The organism is Novosphingobium rosa NBRC 15208, assembly GCF_001598555.1.
GTDB lineage: Bacteria > Pseudomonadota > Alphaproteobacteria > Sphingomonadales > Sphingomonadaceae > Novosphingobium > Novosphingobium rosa.
The window spans coordinates 1-17,616 of sequence record NZ_BCZE01000026.1; the positions used below are offsets into that span (position 1 = coordinate 1).

Annotated in this window: 17 protein-coding genes; 8 read left to right on the plus strand and 9 right to left on the minus strand. The window is 63.9% G+C overall.

The window, feature by feature from the left end:
* Window positions 1-480 (minus strand): alcohol dehydrogenase catalytic domain-containing protein (locus tag SR3_RS10585; RefSeq protein ID WP_157098779.1); only part of this gene is annotated, 480 nt, incomplete at its 3' end.
* Window positions 481-642: 162 nt separating this feature from the next.
* On the opposite strand from SR3_RS10585, the gene SR3_RS10590 reads away from it, so the two are divergent.
* The gene (locus SR3_RS10590; RefSeq protein ID WP_068085067.1) at window positions 643-1,539 is read left to right on the plus strand and encodes a LysR substrate-binding domain-containing protein; all 897 of its coding nucleotides are present in this window, start codon (window positions 643-645) and stop codon (window positions 1,537-1,539) included.
* A 70-nt stretch (window positions 1,540-1,609) separates the two neighbouring features.
* Here the strand turns inward: SR3_RS10590 and rclC are convergent, their stop codons facing one another.
* Both rclC and SR3_RS10600 read right to left on the minus strand, forming a co-directional pair.
* A complete protein-coding gene (rclC, locus tag SR3_RS10595; protein ID WP_068085070.1) occupies window positions 1,610-2,197 on the minus strand; it encodes a reactive chlorine resistance membrane protein RclC in 588 nt (195 codons plus the stop codon).
* 12 nt (window positions 2,198-2,209) lie between these two features.
* Complete coding sequence (locus SR3_RS10600) at window positions 2,210-2,554, minus strand: carboxymuconolactone decarboxylase family protein (RefSeq protein ID WP_068085072.1); 345 nt, start codon at window positions 2,552-2,554, stop codon at window positions 2,210-2,212.
* Between the two features lie 108 nt (window positions 2,555-2,662).
* Here SR3_RS10600 and SR3_RS10605 point away from each other — a divergent pair, with 108 nt between their 5' ends.
* Window positions 2,663-3,610 carry an AraC family transcriptional regulator gene (locus SR3_RS10605; RefSeq protein ID WP_068085075.1) on the plus strand — a complete coding sequence of 316 codons (948 nt, stop codon included), beginning with the start codon at window positions 2,663-2,665 and terminating at the stop codon, window positions 3,608-3,610.
* Here SR3_RS10605 and SR3_RS10610 read toward each other — a convergent pair.
* Window positions 3,586-4,212 (minus strand): TetR/AcrR family transcriptional regulator, encoded by a 627-nt coding sequence (locus tag SR3_RS10610; protein WP_068085320.1) that lies wholly within the window; start codon window positions 4,210-4,212, stop codon window positions 3,586-3,588. The genes SR3_RS10605 and SR3_RS10610 overlap by 25 nt on opposite strands.
* A gap of 217 nt (window positions 4,213-4,429) precedes the next feature.
* Between SR3_RS10610 and SR3_RS10615 the strand changes: the two genes are divergently transcribed.
* The 3 genes from SR3_RS10615 (at window position 4,430) to SR3_RS10625 (ending at window position 10,478) form a co-directional block, all read left to right on the plus strand.
* Entirely contained in the window at window positions 4,430-6,931 is a 2,502-nt protein-coding gene (locus SR3_RS10615; protein ID WP_068085078.1) for a TonB-dependent receptor, read from the plus strand.
* Window positions 6,932-7,053: 122 nt separating this feature from the next.
* Window positions 7,054-8,295 (plus strand): phosphatidylinositol-specific phospholipase C1-like protein, encoded by a 1,242-nt coding sequence (locus SR3_RS10620; RefSeq protein ID WP_084455406.1) that lies wholly within the window; start codon window positions 7,054-7,056, stop codon window positions 8,293-8,295.
* The gene (locus SR3_RS10625; protein WP_068085323.1) at window positions 8,292-10,478 is read left to right on the plus strand and encodes a GH92 family glycosyl hydrolase; all 2,187 of its coding nucleotides are present in this window, start codon (window positions 8,292-8,294) and stop codon (window positions 10,476-10,478) included. Before SR3_RS10620 ends, SR3_RS10625 begins: the two co-directional genes overlap by 4 nt.
* A gap of 10 nt (window positions 10,479-10,488) precedes the next feature.
* Here SR3_RS10625 and SR3_RS10630 read toward each other — a convergent pair whose 3' ends face one another.
* The 3 genes from SR3_RS10630 to SR3_RS10640 form a co-directional block, all read right to left on the minus strand.
* Complete coding sequence (locus SR3_RS10630; RefSeq protein ID WP_084455364.1) at window positions 10,489-11,016, minus strand: cupin domain-containing protein; 528 nt, start codon at window positions 11,014-11,016, stop codon at window positions 10,489-10,491.
* A 114-nt stretch (window positions 11,017-11,130) separates the two neighbouring features.
* Window positions 11,131-11,544: a VOC family protein gene (locus SR3_RS10635; protein ID WP_068085081.1), complete on the minus strand. Its 414-nt coding sequence runs from the start codon at window positions 11,542-11,544 to the stop codon at window positions 11,131-11,133.
* Between the two features lie 3 nt (window positions 11,545-11,547).
* Entirely contained in the window at window positions 11,548-12,162 is a 615-nt protein-coding gene (locus SR3_RS10640; RefSeq protein WP_068085084.1) for a glutathione S-transferase family protein, read from the minus strand.
* A 117-nt stretch (window positions 12,163-12,279) separates the two neighbouring features.
* On the opposite strand from SR3_RS10640, the gene SR3_RS10645 reads away from it, so the two are divergent.
* On the plus strand, window positions 12,280-13,167 hold the full coding sequence (locus SR3_RS10645; protein ID WP_068085087.1) for a LysR family transcriptional regulator: 888 nt from the start codon (window positions 12,280-12,282) through the stop codon (window positions 13,165-13,167).
* Window positions 13,168-13,293: 126 nt separating this feature from the next.
* On the opposite strand, the gene SR3_RS10650 is transcribed toward SR3_RS10645, so the two are convergent.
* The gene (locus tag SR3_RS10650; protein ID WP_068085090.1) at window positions 13,294-14,169 is read right to left on the minus strand and encodes an OmpA family protein; all 876 of its coding nucleotides are present in this window, start codon (window positions 14,167-14,169) and stop codon (window positions 13,294-13,296) included.
* Window positions 14,170-14,396: 227 nt separating this feature from the next.
* Window positions 14,397-15,128: a 2OG-Fe(II) oxygenase gene (locus SR3_RS10655; protein WP_068085092.1), complete on the minus strand. Its 732-nt coding sequence runs from the start codon at window positions 15,126-15,128 to the stop codon at window positions 14,397-14,399.
* Between the two features lie 145 nt (window positions 15,129-15,273).
* Between SR3_RS10655 and SR3_RS10660 the strand changes: the two genes are divergently transcribed.
* Both SR3_RS10660 and SR3_RS10665 read left to right on the plus strand, forming a co-directional pair.
* Window positions 15,274-16,407 (plus strand): nucleoside hydrolase, encoded by a 1,134-nt coding sequence (locus SR3_RS10660; RefSeq protein WP_157098780.1) that lies wholly within the window; start codon window positions 15,274-15,276, stop codon window positions 16,405-16,407.
* Window positions 16,408-16,581: 174 nt separating this feature from the next.
* Window positions 16,582-17,601 carry an adenosine deaminase gene (locus SR3_RS10665; RefSeq protein WP_068085330.1) on the plus strand — a complete coding sequence of 340 codons (1,020 nt, stop codon included), beginning with the start codon at window positions 16,582-16,584 and terminating at the stop codon, window positions 17,599-17,601.
* Window positions 17,602-17,616 lie beyond the last annotated feature (15 nt).

Consider the following 17,616-nt stretch of genomic DNA (forward strand, 5'->3'; position numbering starts at 1 on the left):
GGGCGCGTCCTCGCGGATTTTCGCCACGGCGATCTCAGGCAGGACGGTGAAATTGCTGAAGGTCGAGCAGCCCATGTAGTGGAAGATCGGCTGGCCCTTGTAGGAAAAGCGCGTGGTGCCATCGGGCATCAGCCCCTTGCCCTGCGTGGCGCGGATCGCGGTGCACAGGTTGGTCTTGCCTGAGAGGCAGCTTTTGCACTGGCGGCATTCGGGCGTGTAGAGCGGAATGACGTGATCGCCGGGCTTCACATAGGTGACGCCCGGGCCCACCTCGCGCACGATGCCCGCGCCTTCATGGCCCAGGATCGAGGGGAAGATGCCCTCGGAATCGAAGCCGTCGAGCGTATAGGCATCGGTGTGGCAGATGCCCGTCGCCATGATCTCGACCAGCACTTCCCCCGCCTTGGGGCCTTCCAGATCGACTTCCATGATCTCCAGCGGCTTCTTGGCTTCAAAGGCGACGGCGGCGCGGGTCTTCATCTCAAGCTTCCCTTTCGGACACTGTGCTGTGCGGCGTTTCGGGAAGACGCGAGGCCAAGCCCTCCCTTGCCGATCGTTCTGATCCTGCAGGCTCTACCCAAAGCCCCGCCTTGTGATAAAGAGCGATATTCGGAAATCATTATACCACATTTGGGATAATCCATGTCGGACTGGGACGGGATCGAGGAGTTTGTGGCCGTCGCCAAAGGCGGCTCCTTCACCCGAGGCGCGGAGATGCTCGGCACCTCGCTCACTCATGTCAGCCGCTCGGTCATGGTGCTGGAGCAGCGGCTTCAGGTGCAACTGCTGCATCGCACCACGCGGGTGGTGAAGCTGACCGACACCGGGCGAACCTTTCTGGAACACTGCCTGCGCCTGATCGAGGATCGCGACGATGCCCTGGCCCTCATCACCGACCGCAGTGAGCCTCAGGGTGAATTGCGCATCACCTGCTCCATGGCGATGGGCGAGCAGGTATTGGCCCCGATCATGCGCCGGTTCGCACTGCAACACCCCCGGATCGCGATTGTGATCGATCTCACCAACCGGCTCGTGGATCTGGTCGGTGAAGGCTATGATCTGGCGATCCGCACCGGCGATCTGCGGGATTCCCGCCTGATCAGCACCCGCATCGCCTCACGCGGTTTCGTCACCTGCGCCGCGCCCGCCTATCTGGAGAGCCGCGGCATGCCGGACACTGCCGAGGATCTGGCGAACCATGAATGCCTGATCGGCACCAGCACCCTCTGGCATTTCAGGCAAGCCGGTGAGGCGATCCAGCTGCGCCCGTCCGGACGATTTCGCTGCAACAGCGGCCATGCCGTGCTGGAGGCCTGTCTGGCGGGCATGGGCATTTGCCAACTGCCCGAATTCTACGTCAACAAGCATCTGCGCAGTGGGGCATTGCGTCCGCTTCTGACCGATTGGCAGGCGGATGAGGAACCGATCTGGGCTGTTTATCCGCAAAGGCGCCATCTTTCGCCAAAAATTCGCGGCGCGCTCGATTATCTCAAACGCGAGTTTCCCAAAGCCATGCAGGCCATCGCCGGAGAGCGCTAGAAAACCCGCATGAGGCCGGGTCCGCGCGGTATCGCAAGCCGGTGGCTGTGGCAGCCACCGGCTTCATCGCTCAGGCGCCTTGCCCGCGCCCGGCGAGCATCCGCCGCGCGGTATCGACGATGATCAGCCAGCCTCCGGCCAGAATGGCCGTGTCCTTGATCACCAGCCGCCCCGCGCCCGAGAGATAGGGGAAACCATGCTGGGCATCGCCCAGCGCGGGCACCCAGGCCTCCGGCGTGGTGACGAGGAAGGACAGCGTCACAAAGGGCGTCAAGAAAGCCAACACCGCGCCGATCATGCCAAGCCGCTTCGAAAATAGCCCCGACAGCGTCAGCGTACCGATCAGAATCTCCAGCGAACCCAGCCCGTTGGAAAAGGCATAGGTGTTGTTGGCGATCTGCCAGACCCGCTGAGCAGGCGCCAGCACACCCTCCTTGGTGAGATGCGCCGCATACTCTGCCGGATGGGCGTAGAAGAAGCGCATAAAGGGGCTGTTGGCGACAAAGACGGTGATGCTGTCGGCCTCATAGGGCTGGAATTTCAGCCAGCCGATCCACAGGAAAATCACCGCAATGGCGATCTTCATCAGGGCGATCCCCAGATCGTCAGACTGTTGCGAAGCGACAAGGCGCAGCGCGCGATCATAGAGCTTGTTCATGAGCCTTGCTCCTCACGCCTGATCGAGCGCGTCGAAGGCGTCCATCGTGCGGGTCGAGTAGACCAGCGCGGCCCCGGCATTGACGGCCACAGCCACGCCCAGCGCTTCGGCGATCTCGGCCTTGGTGGCCCCGGCCTTGCGGGCGGCGGCGGTGTGGACGGTGATACAGCCGTCACAGCGCAGGCTGATCGCCACCGCCAGCGCGATCAACTCGCGCGTCCTGGTGTCCAGCGTGCCGGTCGTGGCATTCGCCTGACTGATCTGCACATAACCCTTGACCGTATCCGGGCTGAGCTTGCCCAGCGCGCCGACACCGGCGGAAACCTGAGTGCGATACGTGTTCCAGTCCATCATCATGGTATTTCTCCTTTTCGATGACCGGATCATGGCGTGGATCGCCCTGCCTGTTGATGCCCGCGCGGCGCAGGCTTATGACCGCAAGGATCAAATCACAGGATTGCCTGCATGCCGGACACGCGCGATGCCCTGACCAGCCTTGCCCCCATGCTGCGGGTCCGCCCGGAGCTTCAGGACTACTGCCGCTTCGGCGGCGACTGGTGCGCGGTGCATGACCCGGAGGAACGCGGCTGGGCGGCTTTCCATATCGTGCTGAAGGGCTGTTGCATGGTGGAGCGGCAGGGTCAGGTGCCGGTGTCGCTGAAGGAGGGCGATGTGCTGCTGCTTCCTCAGGGCGATGCGCATGTGGTCTTTGGCGGCGATGACCGGCAGGCCTTTCGCCCGATCAGCACCACCAGCCGCGACTATATCCGCATCAAACAGACCGCTGGCGCGGAGATCGAGACCGAGCTGGTTTGCGGCAGGTTCCACCTGGAAAGCAGCAGAGAAAATCTGGTGCTGCAAACCCTGCCCCGCGCCGTGTTGCTGACGCTTGGCGGAATCGATGGCTGCCGCGGGTTGATCGCGCTGATCGCCGACGAGCTGGAGCAGGACCGCGCGGGTGCGGCGGCGATCACCAGCGATCTGGCCAGCGCGATGTTCGTGATGCTGCTGCGCCGCTGTTTCGAGGAGCAGGCGCCGGTTCAGGGCCTGCTCGCCCTGCTGAGCGCGCGTGAGACAGGCCGCGCCGCCGCCGCCATGCTGGAAGCACCTGCCCGCGCCTGGGATCTGGACGCGCTGGCCTCCATTGCGGCGGTGTCGCGCCCCTCGCTGGTGCGTGCCTTTCGGCGGATCGCGGGGATGCCACCCTTCGCTTTTCTTTCCGAACTGCGGCTGGGCATGGCGCATCACCGCATCGCCCAGACATCGGAGCCCTTCGCGCAGATTGCCGCAGACGCAGGCTATCAGTCCGAAGAGGCGCTGAGCCGGGCCTTTCTGCGGCGCTTTGCCATCCGCCCCGGCGCGCTGCGCAAGGCGGAGCAGAGCGCGGCTCAGGCAACCGGCGGCAAGGCATAATCCGGATAGCGCGCCATCGCCTCGAACACCGGCTGGGCGTCTTCAAAGATCTGTTCGCGATCATAATCGGTTTCGCGGATCATCTCGTCGATGCTGTAGCCGAACTCCACCGACATACGCACGCGCCGCGCAATGATCTCGCGCGGCACATGGGGCTGCAGAGGCGCATGCAGCGCGGTGAGCCTTTCCGTAACAATGCGATGCGATTCCAGACGGATCGAGGCCAGACGCGGCACCGCCCGCAACGCGCGCAGCACCCAGAGCGTGCCCGGCTCGGCATCGCCGACCAGCGCGGTGTCGCGCAGCAGGTCGATGGTCTGGGCGGCGATTTCCTCGGCCGTTGCCGTTTGCCAGCGCTCCACCCAGGCTTCCAGCACCACATTCTGGCGGTCCATCAGCCGCTCGGCCAGCGCGGCCAGCACGCCATATTTGTCGTCGAAATAGCGGTAGAAGGCGGGCGGGGTCAGCCCGGCGCGCTCGCAGATCAGATTGCTGGAGATGCGCTCGATCCCCACCTCGCCCAGCAACACGCCTGCCGCATCGAGCAGCGCGTCAAAGGTCCGGCGCGAACGCTCCTGCTTGGGTTTACGAAATTCCGTCACGCTTGTGTCCATCCCCCGATGTGCTGCGATCATGCTTAATGATATCGATCGCTATCTTTTTTGCAACGCCGGATTTTCCTCATATCCTGCGGCATTTAGCCAGGAATCCTCCCCTCTGCCAGTGGAGCAAACAGCCTCTCGCGCCACCACTGTCACAAAAATGATATTTATGACTACCATATGGCGGCGCAGAGATTCGAAAGCAGAGGGTTGTTTCATGCGTTGCCATTTCCTGACCGGGCTTTCCGCCGCCGCCCTGATGCTTGCCCTGTCGCAACCGGCGCTGGCGGAAAGCGCTCCGGCAGACGCCCATGCTCCGGCAGACCACGTCGACACCCCCGGCGCCAGCAGCGACATCATCGTCACGGGCCGCGCGGGCAACACCGCCCGCCGCAAGGTGGAGGCCAGCTATGCAATCTCCACCCTCAGCGCCGCAGACATTCAGTTCAAGGCCCCCATCGGCGTGGGCGAGGCACTGAAAAACGTCCCCGGCTTCTGGATCGAAAGCTCCTCGGGCGAGGCGAGCGGCAATGTGCGCGTGCGCGGCATCCCCAACGACGGTTATTCGCAGCTGGCCCTGCAGGAAGACGGCCTGACCATCCAGCATGACGCAGGCCTCGGCTGGCTCAACGCCGATCAGGCCTTCCGCATGGATTCCACCATCGAGCGCATTGAGGTGGTGCGCGGCGGCCCCTCCTCGATCTTTGCCTCCAACGCGCCGGGCGCCACGGTGAACTTCATCACCCGCAAGGGCGGCGACCATTTCGAAGCCTTCGCCAAATATGAGGTGTCCAGCTACAATACGCACCGTTTCGACGGCTGGGTCAGCGGCCCCATCGGCGCGACGCCGTGGCGCTACATGGTCGGCGGTTTCTACCGCGTGTCCGATGGCCGCCGCACAAGCGGCTACGGTCAGGACAAGGGCGGGCAGATCCGCGGCACGCTGTCGGGCGATTTCAACTGGGGCTCGCTGATGCTGGGCGTCAAGCGGATCGACGACCGCATCGGCAATTCGATGGTCAGCCCCTTCGTCAATGACGGCAAGGGCAACCCCGAAGGCGTGCCCGGTTTCAACGCGCTCTATGACAACATTGCGGGCCCCGAAACGCGCTATTTCAACTTCCGTCAGGCCGATGGCAGCACCTACAAGTTCGACGATGGCGTGGGCACCACCGTCAAACTGACCCAGCTCACCGCCGAGCTGAAGGTCAATCTGGCCAAGGATTTCACCTTCAAGAACAACGCCCGTTACCGCGACAGCTGGACGCGTCGCAATGCGGTGACGCCCTATTCGGTCTACAAGGCCTCCGATCTGCTGTCGGCGCTCTCGCCCTATGCCGCGACTGTTTCGGGCGGCAAGAGCGTGGGCTATGTCTACACCGACACGCCCGGCACGGTGGTCAACATGACCAACGCCAATGGCAACGGGCTGGCGCTGGTCGATCTGATCCGCTCCTTCACCGTGCCGGAGAAGGAATTTGTCGACGACGCGCGTTTCCAGAAGACGGCCTATCTCTTCGGCCAGAAGCATGATCTGGCCTTTGGCGGCTATTATGCCCATGTTTCGGAAGCCTATCGCTCGACCTCGGCCACGGCGATCACCGATGTGCAGAACAACGCCCGCCTGCTCGACGTCTATGTGCTCGATGCCAGCGGCAAGCCGATCCAGTCGCTGACCGAGAACGGCATCCTGAGCTATGGCGCCGAATATGCCAATGGGCGCGGCCATTCGGACACGGTGGCGCTCTATGGCAGCGATGAATGGCAGATCACGCCCAAGCTGCGCCTCGATGGCGGCATCCGCTGGGAGCAGGTCTGGGTGCAGGGCCAGGCCGAGGGTTCGAAGGCCATCAACCTCAACCAGTCGGCCACCATCGCCGACAACAGCGTGCTGAGCGGCACCGGGATCTACACGCCCTTCAACCGCACCTTCAACCATGCCGGATGGACTTTGGGCGCCAATTACCAGTTCCAGCCCAGCTTCGGCGCCTTTGCCCGCTACACCTCCACCTTCCGCCTGCCCAGCGTTGGCGATTTCATCAGCAACGCCAACAACAATCCCATCGTGCAGACGATGAACTTCACCGAAGTGGGGCTGAAGTTCCAGCGCCCCACATTCAACGCCTATCTCACCGGCTTTCGCTCGATCTACAAGAGCTATGCCATCACCGATTACAAGACGGTGGGCACCTCCTTCATCGCGCAGACCGTCTATGGCGACACCAACACCTGGGGCGTGGAGGCCGAGGCCACCTGGCACCCGCGCACATGGTTCGATATCCACGGCCAGTACACCTGGCAGGATCCTAAATTCTCGCGCTTTGTCTACACCAACAGCAGCGGCGTGCTGACCGACTATTCGGGCCATCAGCTGATCCGTGTGCCCAAGAACAGCTGGCGCATTTCGCCCGCCGTCAATCTGCTGAACCGCAAGCTGCGCATCCAGACCGATGTGTCCTTCTATGGCAAGCGCTGGTCCGATGTGGCCAATCAGGTCAAGCTGCCCAGCTACACCACGCTGGATCTGGAGGCGCAGTACAGCGTCAACAAGCGCCTGATGCTCAACTTCTATGTCGACAACCTGACCAACACGGTGGGCCTGACCGAGGGCAATCCGCGCGCCGGCACCATCGACAACACCGAGGTCGGCGCCGCCACCTATCTGGCCCGCTCGATCTTCGGGCGCAGTTTCCGCGGCGCGATCAGCTACAAGTTCTGATTGCCCGGGGTGGCAGGAGCCGATGGGGGATGGTCGCCCTCCATCGGCTCCATCTGTTTGACGTAAAACGGTCAAAACCGCGCCCTATGGGCGCTCAAACACGCAATTTCCAAGGATATGCCATGCGCCTGACTGCTTCTGCCCTGCTTCTGTCCGGCGCCATGGTTTTGATGGCGGGCAGCGCGCCGGCCGCGCCTGCGAAACCCTCCTGCCATCTCGATGCGACCGACGTCGCCCATGCCGGGGCGGGTTGTGCGGAAGTCTGGATGGACGCGCATCTCAAGGTCAATGATCTGCTGACGGTGGGCACGCACAACAGCTACAAACGCGCCATCCCGCCCGCCGACTATCGCCTGATCGCCGCCGCCAATCCCAGGGGCGCTCAGGAGCTGGACTATGCCCACAAGAGCCTGACCGCCCAGCTGGACTCCGGCGCGCGCGAGATCGAGATCGATGTGGTCTATGATCCCAGGGGTGGCCGCTATGCCCGCCCGCTGATCGCCATGCAGACGCAGACCCAGCTTGATCCCACATGGGTCGCCACGATGCAGCAGCCCGGCTTCAAGGTGCTGCATATGCCCGATGTGGATTACCATTCGAGCTGCCTGACCTTCAAGGCGTGCCTGGGCATCGTGCGCGACTGGTCGAAGGCCCATACGCGCCATGCCCCGATCATGATCCTGATCAACGCCAAGGACGGCAAGACCGTGCCCGGCGGCACGCCGCTGCTCGACTATGACGAAGCGGCTTACGATGCGCTGGACGCCGAGGCGCGCGCCGTGCTGCCCCCCGCGCAACTGCTGACCCCCGATGATGTGCAGGGCCATTACCCCACCCTGCGCGAGGCCGTGCTGGCCGGCAACTGGCCCACGCTGGCCAAGGCGCGCGGGCGGATCATGTTCGCGCTGGACGAAAGCCCGGCCAAGGTGGCGGTCTATCGCGGCAAGCGCCGCTCGCTGGAGGGAAGGGTGATGTTCGTCAACACCGACGAGCAGTCGCCCGCCGCCGCCTATCTTACGCTCAATCATCCTGTCGAGCAGGCACGGCGCATCGCCGATGATGTGAAGGCCGGTTTCCTCGTGCGCACCCGCGCCGATGACAGCACATGGCAGGCGCGCAGCAATGATGTGGCGCATCGCGATCTGGCGCTGCATTCCGGCGCTCAGGCGGTATCCACGGATTATCTCTGGGCCGATCCGCGCTTTGCCGGGGGCTTTGCCGTGAGCCTGCCTGACCGTGCCGCCAGCTTGTGCAACCCCATGCGCGTGGGGGACCGTTGCAGCGGCGTCCCGGTCGAAAAGGTGAACGAGGCCGATTGGGCCAGCGCCCAGGCCGCCCCGATTGTGTGGCCCGCCGCGCGATGAAGCGCCTGATCCCCGCCCTGCTGGCGCTCTCCACCATCGCGGCTTCGGCGCCCGATCCGCTGCCTCAGGTCGATCCGCTGATCGGCGCGGACTGGTACGGCAATGTCTTTGTCGGCGCGACGACGCCTTTCGGCATGGTCAAGGCCGGGCCGGATATGGAGAGCTTCGATGGCGTGCCCTCCAAATTCGGCTATCGCAGCGCGGGGCGCATTCTGGGCTTCAGCCATCTCCACCTGAGCGGCGCGGCAGGCAAATATGGCAACATCCGCCTGATGCCATCCGACCATACCGGACTGGAGAACATCGCCAGCGCCCGCCGCGATGAGGTGACCCAGCCCGGCTATTACGCCGCCACCTTGACCGGCCCCGACGTGCGCGCCGAACTCACCGCCACGCCACGCGCGGGCCTGCACCGTTACACCTTCCGCGCCGACAGGCCCGCTTTCCTCACCCTGCGCCTCGACCGGATGCTCAACAAGCGCGGCGGCAAGGAGGATCAGCGCTTTCTGGGCGGTCAGGTGCATATCGCCTCCCGCCATGAGGTCACCGGCATGGGCCGCTATATCGGTGGCTGGAACATGGGCGCGGAGTATCGCGTCTATTTCGCCCTGATCACCGACCATGATGCCGTGAACGCCTCCAGCTGGAACGGCGCATTGCCATCCACCGCCGACACGCAGGTGGATGGCGACAGGCCCATCGGCGCTCAGCTCGATTTCGGGCGCAAGGCGGGGCAGGTGGTGAATGCCCGCGTCGGCATCTCCTTCGTCAGCATCGATCAGGCGCGGGCCAATGCCATGGCTACACCAGCTTTCGATGCCGCGCGTCAGGCGGCGCAGGCTGGGTGGCGCAAGGCGCTCTCCCCCATCGCCATCTCCGGAGGCACGTCGGCGGAGCAGCGCCAGTTCTACACCGCGCTCTACCACGTGATGATGATGCCCAGCGATCACAGCGGGGAAAACCCGCTCTGGCAGTCCAAAGAGCCCTATTACGACGATTACTACACCATCTGGGACACGTTCCGCACCTCCGGTCCGCTACTGACGCTGATCGCGCCCGACCGCCAGCGCGACCTGCTGCGCTCTCTGGTGGACATCTACCGCCACGATGGCTGGCTGCCCGATGGGCGCAGCGGCAACAGCAATGGCCGCACGCAGGGCGGCAGCAATGCCGATGTGATGTTCGCCGATGCTTATGTCAAAGGGCTGAAGGGCATCGACTATGCCACCGCTCTGGAAGGCATGGAGAAAAACGCCTCCGTCGAGCCGAAGGACGCCGAAAAGGAAGGGCGCGGCGGCCTGCCCGATTATCTGAGCAAAGGCTATATCAGCACCGCCTATCCCCGCGCCGGATCGCGCACCGTCGAATATGCCTATGACGATTTCGCCATCGGGCGGCTGGCCTGTGGGCTGAGCCATAAGGACACCGCCAAAGCGGCCTTCGCCCGCTCGGGCAATTGGGCCAATCTGTGGAACGCCGATCTGGAGCAGGAGGGCGTCAAGGGCTTCCTGCGCCCGCGCCAGCCCGATGGTTCATGGGCCCCGCCCTATCTGGTGAAGCGCGGCACATGGCCCGATTTTCTGTATGAAGGCGATATCTGGACCTATTCGCTCTATGCCCCACAGGATGTGCCGCGCCTGATCGCACTCTCGGGCGGGCGCGAGGCCTTCATACATCGCCTCGATACGCTGTTCGACCATCTCCATTTCGACATGACCAATGAGCCGGGCTTCCTGATCCCGATGCTCTATCACTGGGCGGGCCGCCCGGATCTGTCGGTGGACCGCATCGTCGATTACCGTGAAAAGGGCTTCTTCGACGGACGCGGCGGCCTGCCCGCCAATGACGATTCCGGTGCCATGTCCAGCTGGCTGATCTTCCAGATGCTGGGGCTCTTCCCGGTGGCGGGTCAGGATCTCTATCTGATCGGATCGCCGGTCTTTCCCGAGAGCAGGCTGGATCTGGGTGGCGGCCACACATTGCGCATCGTGGCGGACGGCGCCGGGACGCATGGCACCAACCGCTATGTGCAGGCCGCCACGCTCAACGGGCGCCCGCTTGATCGCGCCTGGCTGCGCCATGGCGAGATCGCGCAAGGCGGCACGCTGCACCTGACAATGGGGCCAGAGCCAACCGCATGGGGTGCCACACCGCCGCCCTCGCCCGACCAGACCTGCCGCTAAGCGGGCGCTTTCAGGGCTTGGGCCGGGGCGCAGACGCGGGAATTTTCGTCCCCAGCAACACCAGCCCCTCGCCGCGAATACCGAACCAGTGGGGCATGCCCGCCGGGATCAGGAAGACGTCGCCCGGGCCAAGATCGCGGCTGACGCCACCGGTGATCTCATCCCCCTCCAGCAGGCCGGGATGGGTTTCTTGTGCATGGGCAAACGTCCCGCCTGAAACCATCCATCCGTGGCCCTCGACCACCATCACATACTCCGCCTCGGTAATATGCGCTGCCGGTGGGCGCGGCTTGTGCCAATATTCCAGCGCGGCGGTCAAGCCATCCGCGGTGATCACCGGACGCCAGAGCAGCGATGTATCGGGCTTCAGATCGGCCTTCATCATCTCGATCTGCCGGTGCAGGTCAGGGCCCGTCACCAAGGCCCCACCCGCTTGCGCGGTGGCCGGTTGCGGAGGCGTGGCTGCCGCGACCAGGGGGGCATGGATGAGGCAGCCTCCCAAAAGCGCCAGCGATATCGCCAGATGCCTGCCCGACATGACTTTTCCCATAGATCTGCCCCCTCCCTGATCCCGGCGGTGGCTGCCCGCCACTGCTCCTGAAGGCCAGACTGTAGCGCGCAACCCTCAGGAGGCAATGGGCGGGGCCTCACGTCAGGCCTCTGGAAGGATTTCATTGAACTCCAAGACATTGCGGTCAGGGTCGCGGATAAAGCAGACGCTACGGCGGCCATGCCCCATCTCGACCGGGCCTTCGGTGATGGCGATGCCCTCCTGACCCAGCCATGCCACCAGCTCCGCCATGCTCTCGATGATGAAAGCGGCATGAGTGTAGCCCGGGCGCTTGATCGCGGCATCGAGCAACACATTGCCCTCCACCGCCGCCGTGCCGTTGAAAATCAGATGAATGCGCAGACCGGTGGGATGAACCAGTCCGCAGGCCTTGCCCGCTTCGGAGAACTCCTCGGGATCGCGGATGAAGCCCAGCTTGGCGTAGAAGGCTTCCGAGACGGCAAGATTGGTCACCCGAATGCCGACATGGTCGAGTTTGAGTGTCTGGAATTGCATGGTTCAGGCCTCCAATCCGGCGCGGCTCCGCGCGAAGGGCACAAAGCCGGGGAGTTGCTCGATCTTGCGCAGCCAGCCCAGCACATGGGGATAGGTAGAGAGGTCGACATTCCCCTCCGGCGCGCGCTCGATGTAGCTGTAGAGCGCGACATCCGCGATGGTCGGCTGGGCTGTTCCGGCGATCCAGCTGCGCGTGGCCAGCAGCTGGTCGATCACCGTCAGCGTGGCATGGGCGCGCCCGATCACCTCTTCGGCGCGGAAGGGGGCGTCGAACAAGGTCACCAGACGGGCGGCGCAGGCGCCATAGGCGATCTTGCCCGCCGCCACCGAAAGGAAGCGCTGCACCTCGGCCTCGGTGGCCGGGTCGGTCGGCAGCCAGTGCGAGGGACCGATCTTGCGCGCCACATAGACCAGAATGGCCAGAGAATCGGCGATGATGATGCCATCGTCGTCCAGCACCGGCACCTCCCCAAAGGCGTTGAGCGCCAGAAATTCGGGCTGCTTATGCGCACCGGCGGCCAGATCGACGGGGATCAGCTCATGCTCGACCCCGGCGAGCGACAGGAACAGGGCCGCGCGATGCGCATGGCCGGACAGGGGGAAGTGGTAGAGTTTCATGCGTGGAACCTCGCTGCTGCGGTAAGGTCCGATCTGTATCGCTCACAGCGGTTTCGATGATAATCTGGCATGATCGCACTTCATTCTTGCGATCTGTGATGATAATTATCACCCGCGATGGAACAGCTCAAAGCCCTGCGCACCTTTATCGCCGTGGCCGAACAAGCCAGCTTCGCTCAGGCGGCGCGACGGCTGCATATGTCGCCCACCACCGTCACCCGGACCGTGGCCGCGCTGGAGGCTGATCTGGGCGCGCCCCTGCTGATCCGGACCACGCGCAGCGTGCGCCTCACCGAGGAGGGCGCTGCTTTTCTGGAGCGCTGCCGGGCGGGCCTCGCCGAAATCGACGGCGCTGTCGAAGCCATACGCGGCACGGGCCAAGCCCCGCGCGGCACGCTGACCGTCACCGCGCCGGTGATGTTCGGGCGGCTGCATATCTTGCCCATCGCCACCGAACTGATCCGGCGCCATCCCGACCTCAATGTGCGGCTGATGCTGCTCGACCGGGTGGTGCGGCTGGTGGAGGAAGGTGTGGATGTGGCGGTGCGTATCGCCGATCTGCCCGATAGCGCCCTGCATATGCGCAAGGTGGGCGAAGTGCGGCGTGTCTACAGCGCCAGCCCCGCCTATCTGGCCGAAAAGGGCGAGCCCCGACAGTTGGAGGATCTGCGCCATCACCGCATGATCGCCATCGAAGATGAAGTCCGCGCCCACCGCCTTTGGGATGCCAGCCATGGCCGAAGCGGCGAGGCGCCGGCGCGCCTGTCCGTCAACAGTGTTCAGGCGGGGATCGAGGCGGCGATCGGTGGCCTCGGTATCGTGCGGACGCTGTCCTACCAGATTACGCAGGATCTGCAGGCGGGGCGGTTGCGACAGATTTTGGGGGATGTGCCCAGCCCGGCGCTGCCGGTCTCGCTGCTGTTCCAGAGCGGGCGGAGGAACACCCCCAACATCCGCGCCTTCACCGATCTGGTGCAGCAACGCCTGCGCGGCGGCGCGCTTTGACGTGCGTTTGAACAATGTGCCTTCCCGCATTGCTCCGCACGGCGCTAGCCTCTCCAAACACGCCGAAAGCGGGGCTGGTTGATGACAACCCGCCCCGCTTCCTGAAGCTCGCTAAAGCTGCTGGCGTCAGCTGTTGACGTCAACCGCCTTGCTGACCAGAATGTTCACCGAAACACGGCGGTTCTGGGCCTTGCCCTCGGGCGTGTCATTGCTGGCGGCCGGATCAGCCGTGGCCATGCCGCTGGGGGTCAGCATGCGATAGGGCTTCCAGTGGCAGGCCTGCTGCAGGTAGTGGATCACGCTGCTGGCACGCTTTTCGCTGAGCGCCTGATTGGTGTCGTCGCTGCCGGTCGAGTCGGTGTAGCCCACCACCAGGATCAGCGCGTTTTCAGTGCCTTCGGCCTGGGTGGCCGTCTGGCAGAGCTGGTTCTTGTCTTCATTCGACAGCACGGCCTTGCCGGTGTCGAAGTGGACATTCATCGTGCTCTTGATGTTGTACTTGTCGATATCGCCCATGCGTCCACGCAGCGCCTCGGTGGCGGCTTCATTGGCGGTGAAGCGCTGATCGGTGCCGTTGTGGATCATGTTGGCGGTCTTGAGGTCGCCATTGCGCAGGGTGATCTGCGCGGCGAGCAGACCATCGGGGGCCTGCACGGTCTTCACCGTCACCGGCAGGCCGTTCATCAGCGAGCCGGGGCTCAGCTTGTTGCTTCCGAACAGACCTTTACTGGCCTTGATGGGGGTGTTTTCATTGAAGCTGATGATCTGCTTCGAGCCATCAGCGCCGGTGACTTGCATTTTATTGCCGGTACGGGCGGAAATGAAGCCTTTCACCTCAGGTCCAGCCGGCAGTTTGGACGCGTCGGGGGCCTGCTCACCGGTGACGGTGATGTCGCTGCGGGGGGCTGGCTGCTGGTCCTGCGCGTAAAGGCTGGACGCCATCGGCAGGGTACTTACCGCCAGGAGGGCAATGATGCCTGATTTCTTGGACATAACACGCATAACGAGACTCCTTGCAAACACTGTTCTTGGCTTGCCAGTTTAATTCTGTCTCGCAGATGAAAAGTGCCCGCAGACCCCGGATTAGTTGGATGAAACGATCTTGACATGCGACAAACTGCACTTTTGGCGCCAGTGATCGGATGCAGCGCACGGCTGAACAGACGATTGCAACAGGGATTCCACCACGAATCCGGGACGCTTTCGACTCGGCTGAAAGGCCCCAAACGCTAGGCTGCATCGTGAAAAATGATGCCCAGCGTATGACGGCGGCCTTCGCGAATCGCGCTGACCCCATGGCGCAGCGCCACGCGATAATCGCCCCGCGTGCCGCGCATCGGTCGCTGGTTGACGGCGAACAGCACCGCGTCGCCCTTGCCCAGCGGCACCACGGCGGCGCGTGTCTGCATGCGCGGGCGCTGCTCGGTCAGCACGAATTCGCCGCCGGAAAAATCGCGCCCCGGCGCAGACAACAGCGCCGCCACCTGCAGGGGGAAGACATGCTCGCCATAGAGATCCTGATGCAGGCAATTGTAATCCTGCGGGCCATAGCGCAGCAGCAGCGGGGTCGGGCACTGCTGCCCCGCGGCGTGGCAGCGGCCGAGAAACGCCTCATGCGTGTCGGGAAAGCATGTCGCGATGCCCATGCGCTCATACCAGTGGTTGGCGATGGGGGCGAGGTGCGGATAAAGGCTGCTGCGCAGATGCTGGATCAACGGCGGCAGCGGATAGGCGAAATAGCGATACTCGCCGCGCCCGAAACCATGCCGCGCCATGATGACCCGGCTGCGAAAGCCTTCCTCGCGGTCATAGAGGGCGGCGGTGGCATCGCAATCGAGCTGCGCGATCAGACCGGGCAGCAAGGCCCAGCCCTGCTGATCGAGATCATCCGCGATCCGCTCCCAGTCGAGAGCCTGACCGGGGGCAATTGTCTGGCTTTGGGGCGGGGCAAGGATGCTCATGGTCGATCTCTCTTTCAGGGGGCTGTCAGGCGCTGATGGCGGATGCGCGGCAGCAGGGCACTCCGCTTCCTGCTTTCAAATTCCCATGCCGGTACCGGCAATCGCCCGGGATGACATCGGCCTCCCGGGCTGATAGCGCAGGGGCATGACGATCCTGCCCAAATCCCTCTATGGCTTGTTCACGGCGCTGGCGCTGATCCTCCCGGGCAGCGCCAATATGGCTCATGCCGCCAATGCCCCTGTCGAGCGCCGCAAGGTCATCATCGATCAGGACGCTTTCGAAGGCCCCGGCCTGCAACCGATCCTGATGCTGCTGCAAGACCCGACAGTGGAGGTGCTGGGCATCACCACCGTCAGCGGCGACGGCTGGCAGCCCGAAGAAACCGCCGCCACCCTGCGCATGCTGGAGCTGGTGGGCCGCAAGGATGTGCCGGTGGTGGCGGGGGCCACCTTCCCGCTGGTCAACAGTCAGGCGCGCACCAAACTGCGCGAGGCGCAATATGGCAAGCTGCCCTACAAGGGCGCGTGGATGGAAAGCTGGCCCAGCTACAACACCATCGCCCGCCGCCTACCGCATGAGGCTCATGTCGTGCCGCCCCTGCCCGAAGGCATGCCGACCACCAAACCTTATCCCGGCAGCGCGGCGGCGTTCCTGCTGGAGCAATCGCGCAAATTTCCGGGGCAGATCACCATCATCGCCATGGGCCCGTTGACCAATCTGGCGCTGGCGCAAAGGCTGGACGATGGCTTTGCCGCACGCATCAAGGAACTTGTCACCGAGGGCGGCAAGCTGGAAAACGGCGCCATGGCGGCGGGCCCGAAGGACGAGTTCGCCATGCAGCTGGATTATGCCCCGCGCATGTCCTTCAACCATTTCTGGGATCCGGAAGCCTCGCATATCGTCTTAACCAGCCCCTGGCCGAAGCTGTCTCTGGTGACCGATGACGCCAGCGCTGAGATTTTCGGCACTCAGGCTTTGCTCGATAAGGTGACCTCGGGATCGACCCCGGTGGCGCGCTATATGAAGCAGACCGCTCAGGCGAATTATCCGCTATGGGATGAAACGCAGGCGGCGGTCTGGCTCAAGCCGGAGATCGCGCGGCGCAAGGGCAGGCTGGCGATGGATGTCGACCTGATGCCGGGGGCCAATTACGGCGCCTTGCTGACATGGCCTGCGGGTCAGGGGCCCGGCCTTGGAGAACGCGATGTCGATGTGGTCTACGCCGTGGACAAGGCACAGGTGGAAAGCCTGTTCGTGGAGCTGCTTTCGAAACGCTGACAGGAAAGGCCCTGATGATCCCGGCGCCCGCACACCATGATCGCATGCACATTCCAGGGGGTGACCGCTTTGTCCCCCGCACCTATAGTGCGGCCGGTCTCGCCCATGATCGCGACACCTCGTTGGCGGTGATGCTGACGCATGACCTTGATGATGCACCAAAGGCTTGATCCGATGACCGATACACCCCTCTCCGCCCTGATCGCCGCCCTCCCCAAGGCCGAGCTGCATCTCCATATCGAGGGCTCGCTGGAGCCTGAACTGATGTTTGAACTGGCCCAGCGCAACCATGTCGCCATCCCTTACGCCAGCGTGGAGGAGGTGCGCGCCGCCTACTCCTTCACCCGCCTGCAGGATTTCCTCGACATCTATTACGCCGGGGCCGATGTGCTGCGCACCGCCCGCGACTTCCACGATCTGGCCGCCGCCTATTTCGCCCGCGCCGCCGCCGACAACATCCGCCACGCCGAAATCTTCTTCGACCCCCAGACCCACACCGACCGCGGCATTCCCTTCGACGTGGTGATGGAAGGCCTGACCTCGGCCATGGACGAGGCGCATGGACGTTACGGCATCACCTCCGGCTTGATCCTGTGCTTCCTGCGCCATCTGAGCGAGGAGGCGGCGCTGGACACCCTCGCCCGCGCCGAACCATGGATCGACCGGCTGCTGGGCGTGGGGCTGGATTCCTCCGAGGTCGGCCATCCGCCCGCCAAGTTCGAGCGTGTCTTCGCCCGTGCCGGACAGCTGGGCCTGAAGCGCGTCGCCCATGCCGGGGAGGAAGGCCCGCCTGCCTATGTCCATGAAGCGCTGGACCTGCTGCAGGTGGACCGGCTGGATCATGGCAACCGCGCCATGGAAGACCCCGCTCTGGTCAGCCGCCTGGCGCAGGAAGGCATGGCGCTGACAGTGTGCCCGCTCTCCAACCTCAAGCTTTGTGTGGTGGAGGATATGGCCCGGCACCCCCTTCCCGCGATGCTGGAGGCCGGGCTGACCGCCACCGTCAATTCCGACGATCCGGCCTATTTCGGCGGCTATGTGAACGATAACCTTTACGCATTGGACGCCGTTGGTGTTTTGACTCGTGAAAGCCTCATCCAGCTGGTTCGAAATTCCTTCAAAGGTTCGTTCCTGAGTGAAGACGAAAAGGACAAACATCTGGAGAGCATAGATATTGTAATCAGGAGTCTGTAATTTCAAGCCTGTCGA

Coding starts and splice junctions, on each gene's coding strand:
- SR3_RS10665 (WP_068085330.1), top strand. CDS start 16,582: ATGACCGATACACCCCTCTCCGCCCTGATCGCCGCCCTCCCCAAGGCC.
- SR3_RS10660 (WP_157098780.1), top strand. CDS start 15,274: ATGACGATCCTGCCCAAATCCCTCTATGGCTTGTTCACGGCGCTGGCG.
- SR3_RS10620 (WP_084455406.1), top strand. CDS start 7,054: ATGCGCCTGACTGCTTCTGCCCTGCTTCTGTCCGGCGCCATGGTTTTG.
- SR3_RS10630 (WP_084455364.1), bottom strand. CDS start 11,016: ATGTCGGGCAGGCATCTGGCGATATCGCTGGCGCTTTTGGGAGGCTGC.
- SR3_RS10650 (WP_068085090.1), bottom strand. CDS start 14,169: ATGCGTGTTATGTCCAAGAAATCAGGCATCATTGCCCTCCTGGCGGTA.
- SR3_RS10645 (WP_068085087.1), top strand. CDS start 12,280: ATGGAACAGCTCAAAGCCCTGCGCACCTTTATCGCCGTGGCCGAACAA.
- SR3_RS10605 (WP_068085075.1), top strand. CDS start 2,663: ATGCCGGACACGCGCGATGCCCTGACCAGCCTTGCCCCCATGCTGCGG.
- SR3_RS10640 (WP_068085084.1), bottom strand. CDS start 12,162: ATGAAACTCTACCACTTCCCCCTGTCCGGCCATGCGCATCGCGCGGCC.
- SR3_RS10635 (WP_068085081.1), bottom strand. CDS start 11,544: ATGCAATTCCAGACACTCAAACTCGACCATGTCGGCATTCGGGTGACC.
- SR3_RS10600 (WP_068085072.1), bottom strand. CDS start 2,554: ATGATGATGGACTGGAACACGTATCGCACTCAGGTTTCCGCCGGTGTC.
- rclC (WP_068085070.1), bottom strand. CDS start 2,197: ATGAACAAGCTCTATGATCGCGCGCTGCGCCTTGTCGCTTCGCAACAG.
- SR3_RS10590 (WP_068085067.1), top strand. CDS start 643: ATGTCGGACTGGGACGGGATCGAGGAGTTTGTGGCCGTCGCCAAAGGC.
- SR3_RS10615 (WP_068085078.1), top strand. CDS start 4,430: ATGCGTTGCCATTTCCTGACCGGGCTTTCCGCCGCCGCCCTGATGCTT.
- SR3_RS10655 (WP_068085092.1), bottom strand. CDS start 15,128: ATGAGCATCCTTGCCCCGCCCCAAAGCCAGACAATTGCCCCCGGTCAG.
- SR3_RS10625 (WP_068085323.1), top strand. CDS start 8,292: ATGAAGCGCCTGATCCCCGCCCTGCTGGCGCTCTCCACCATCGCGGCT.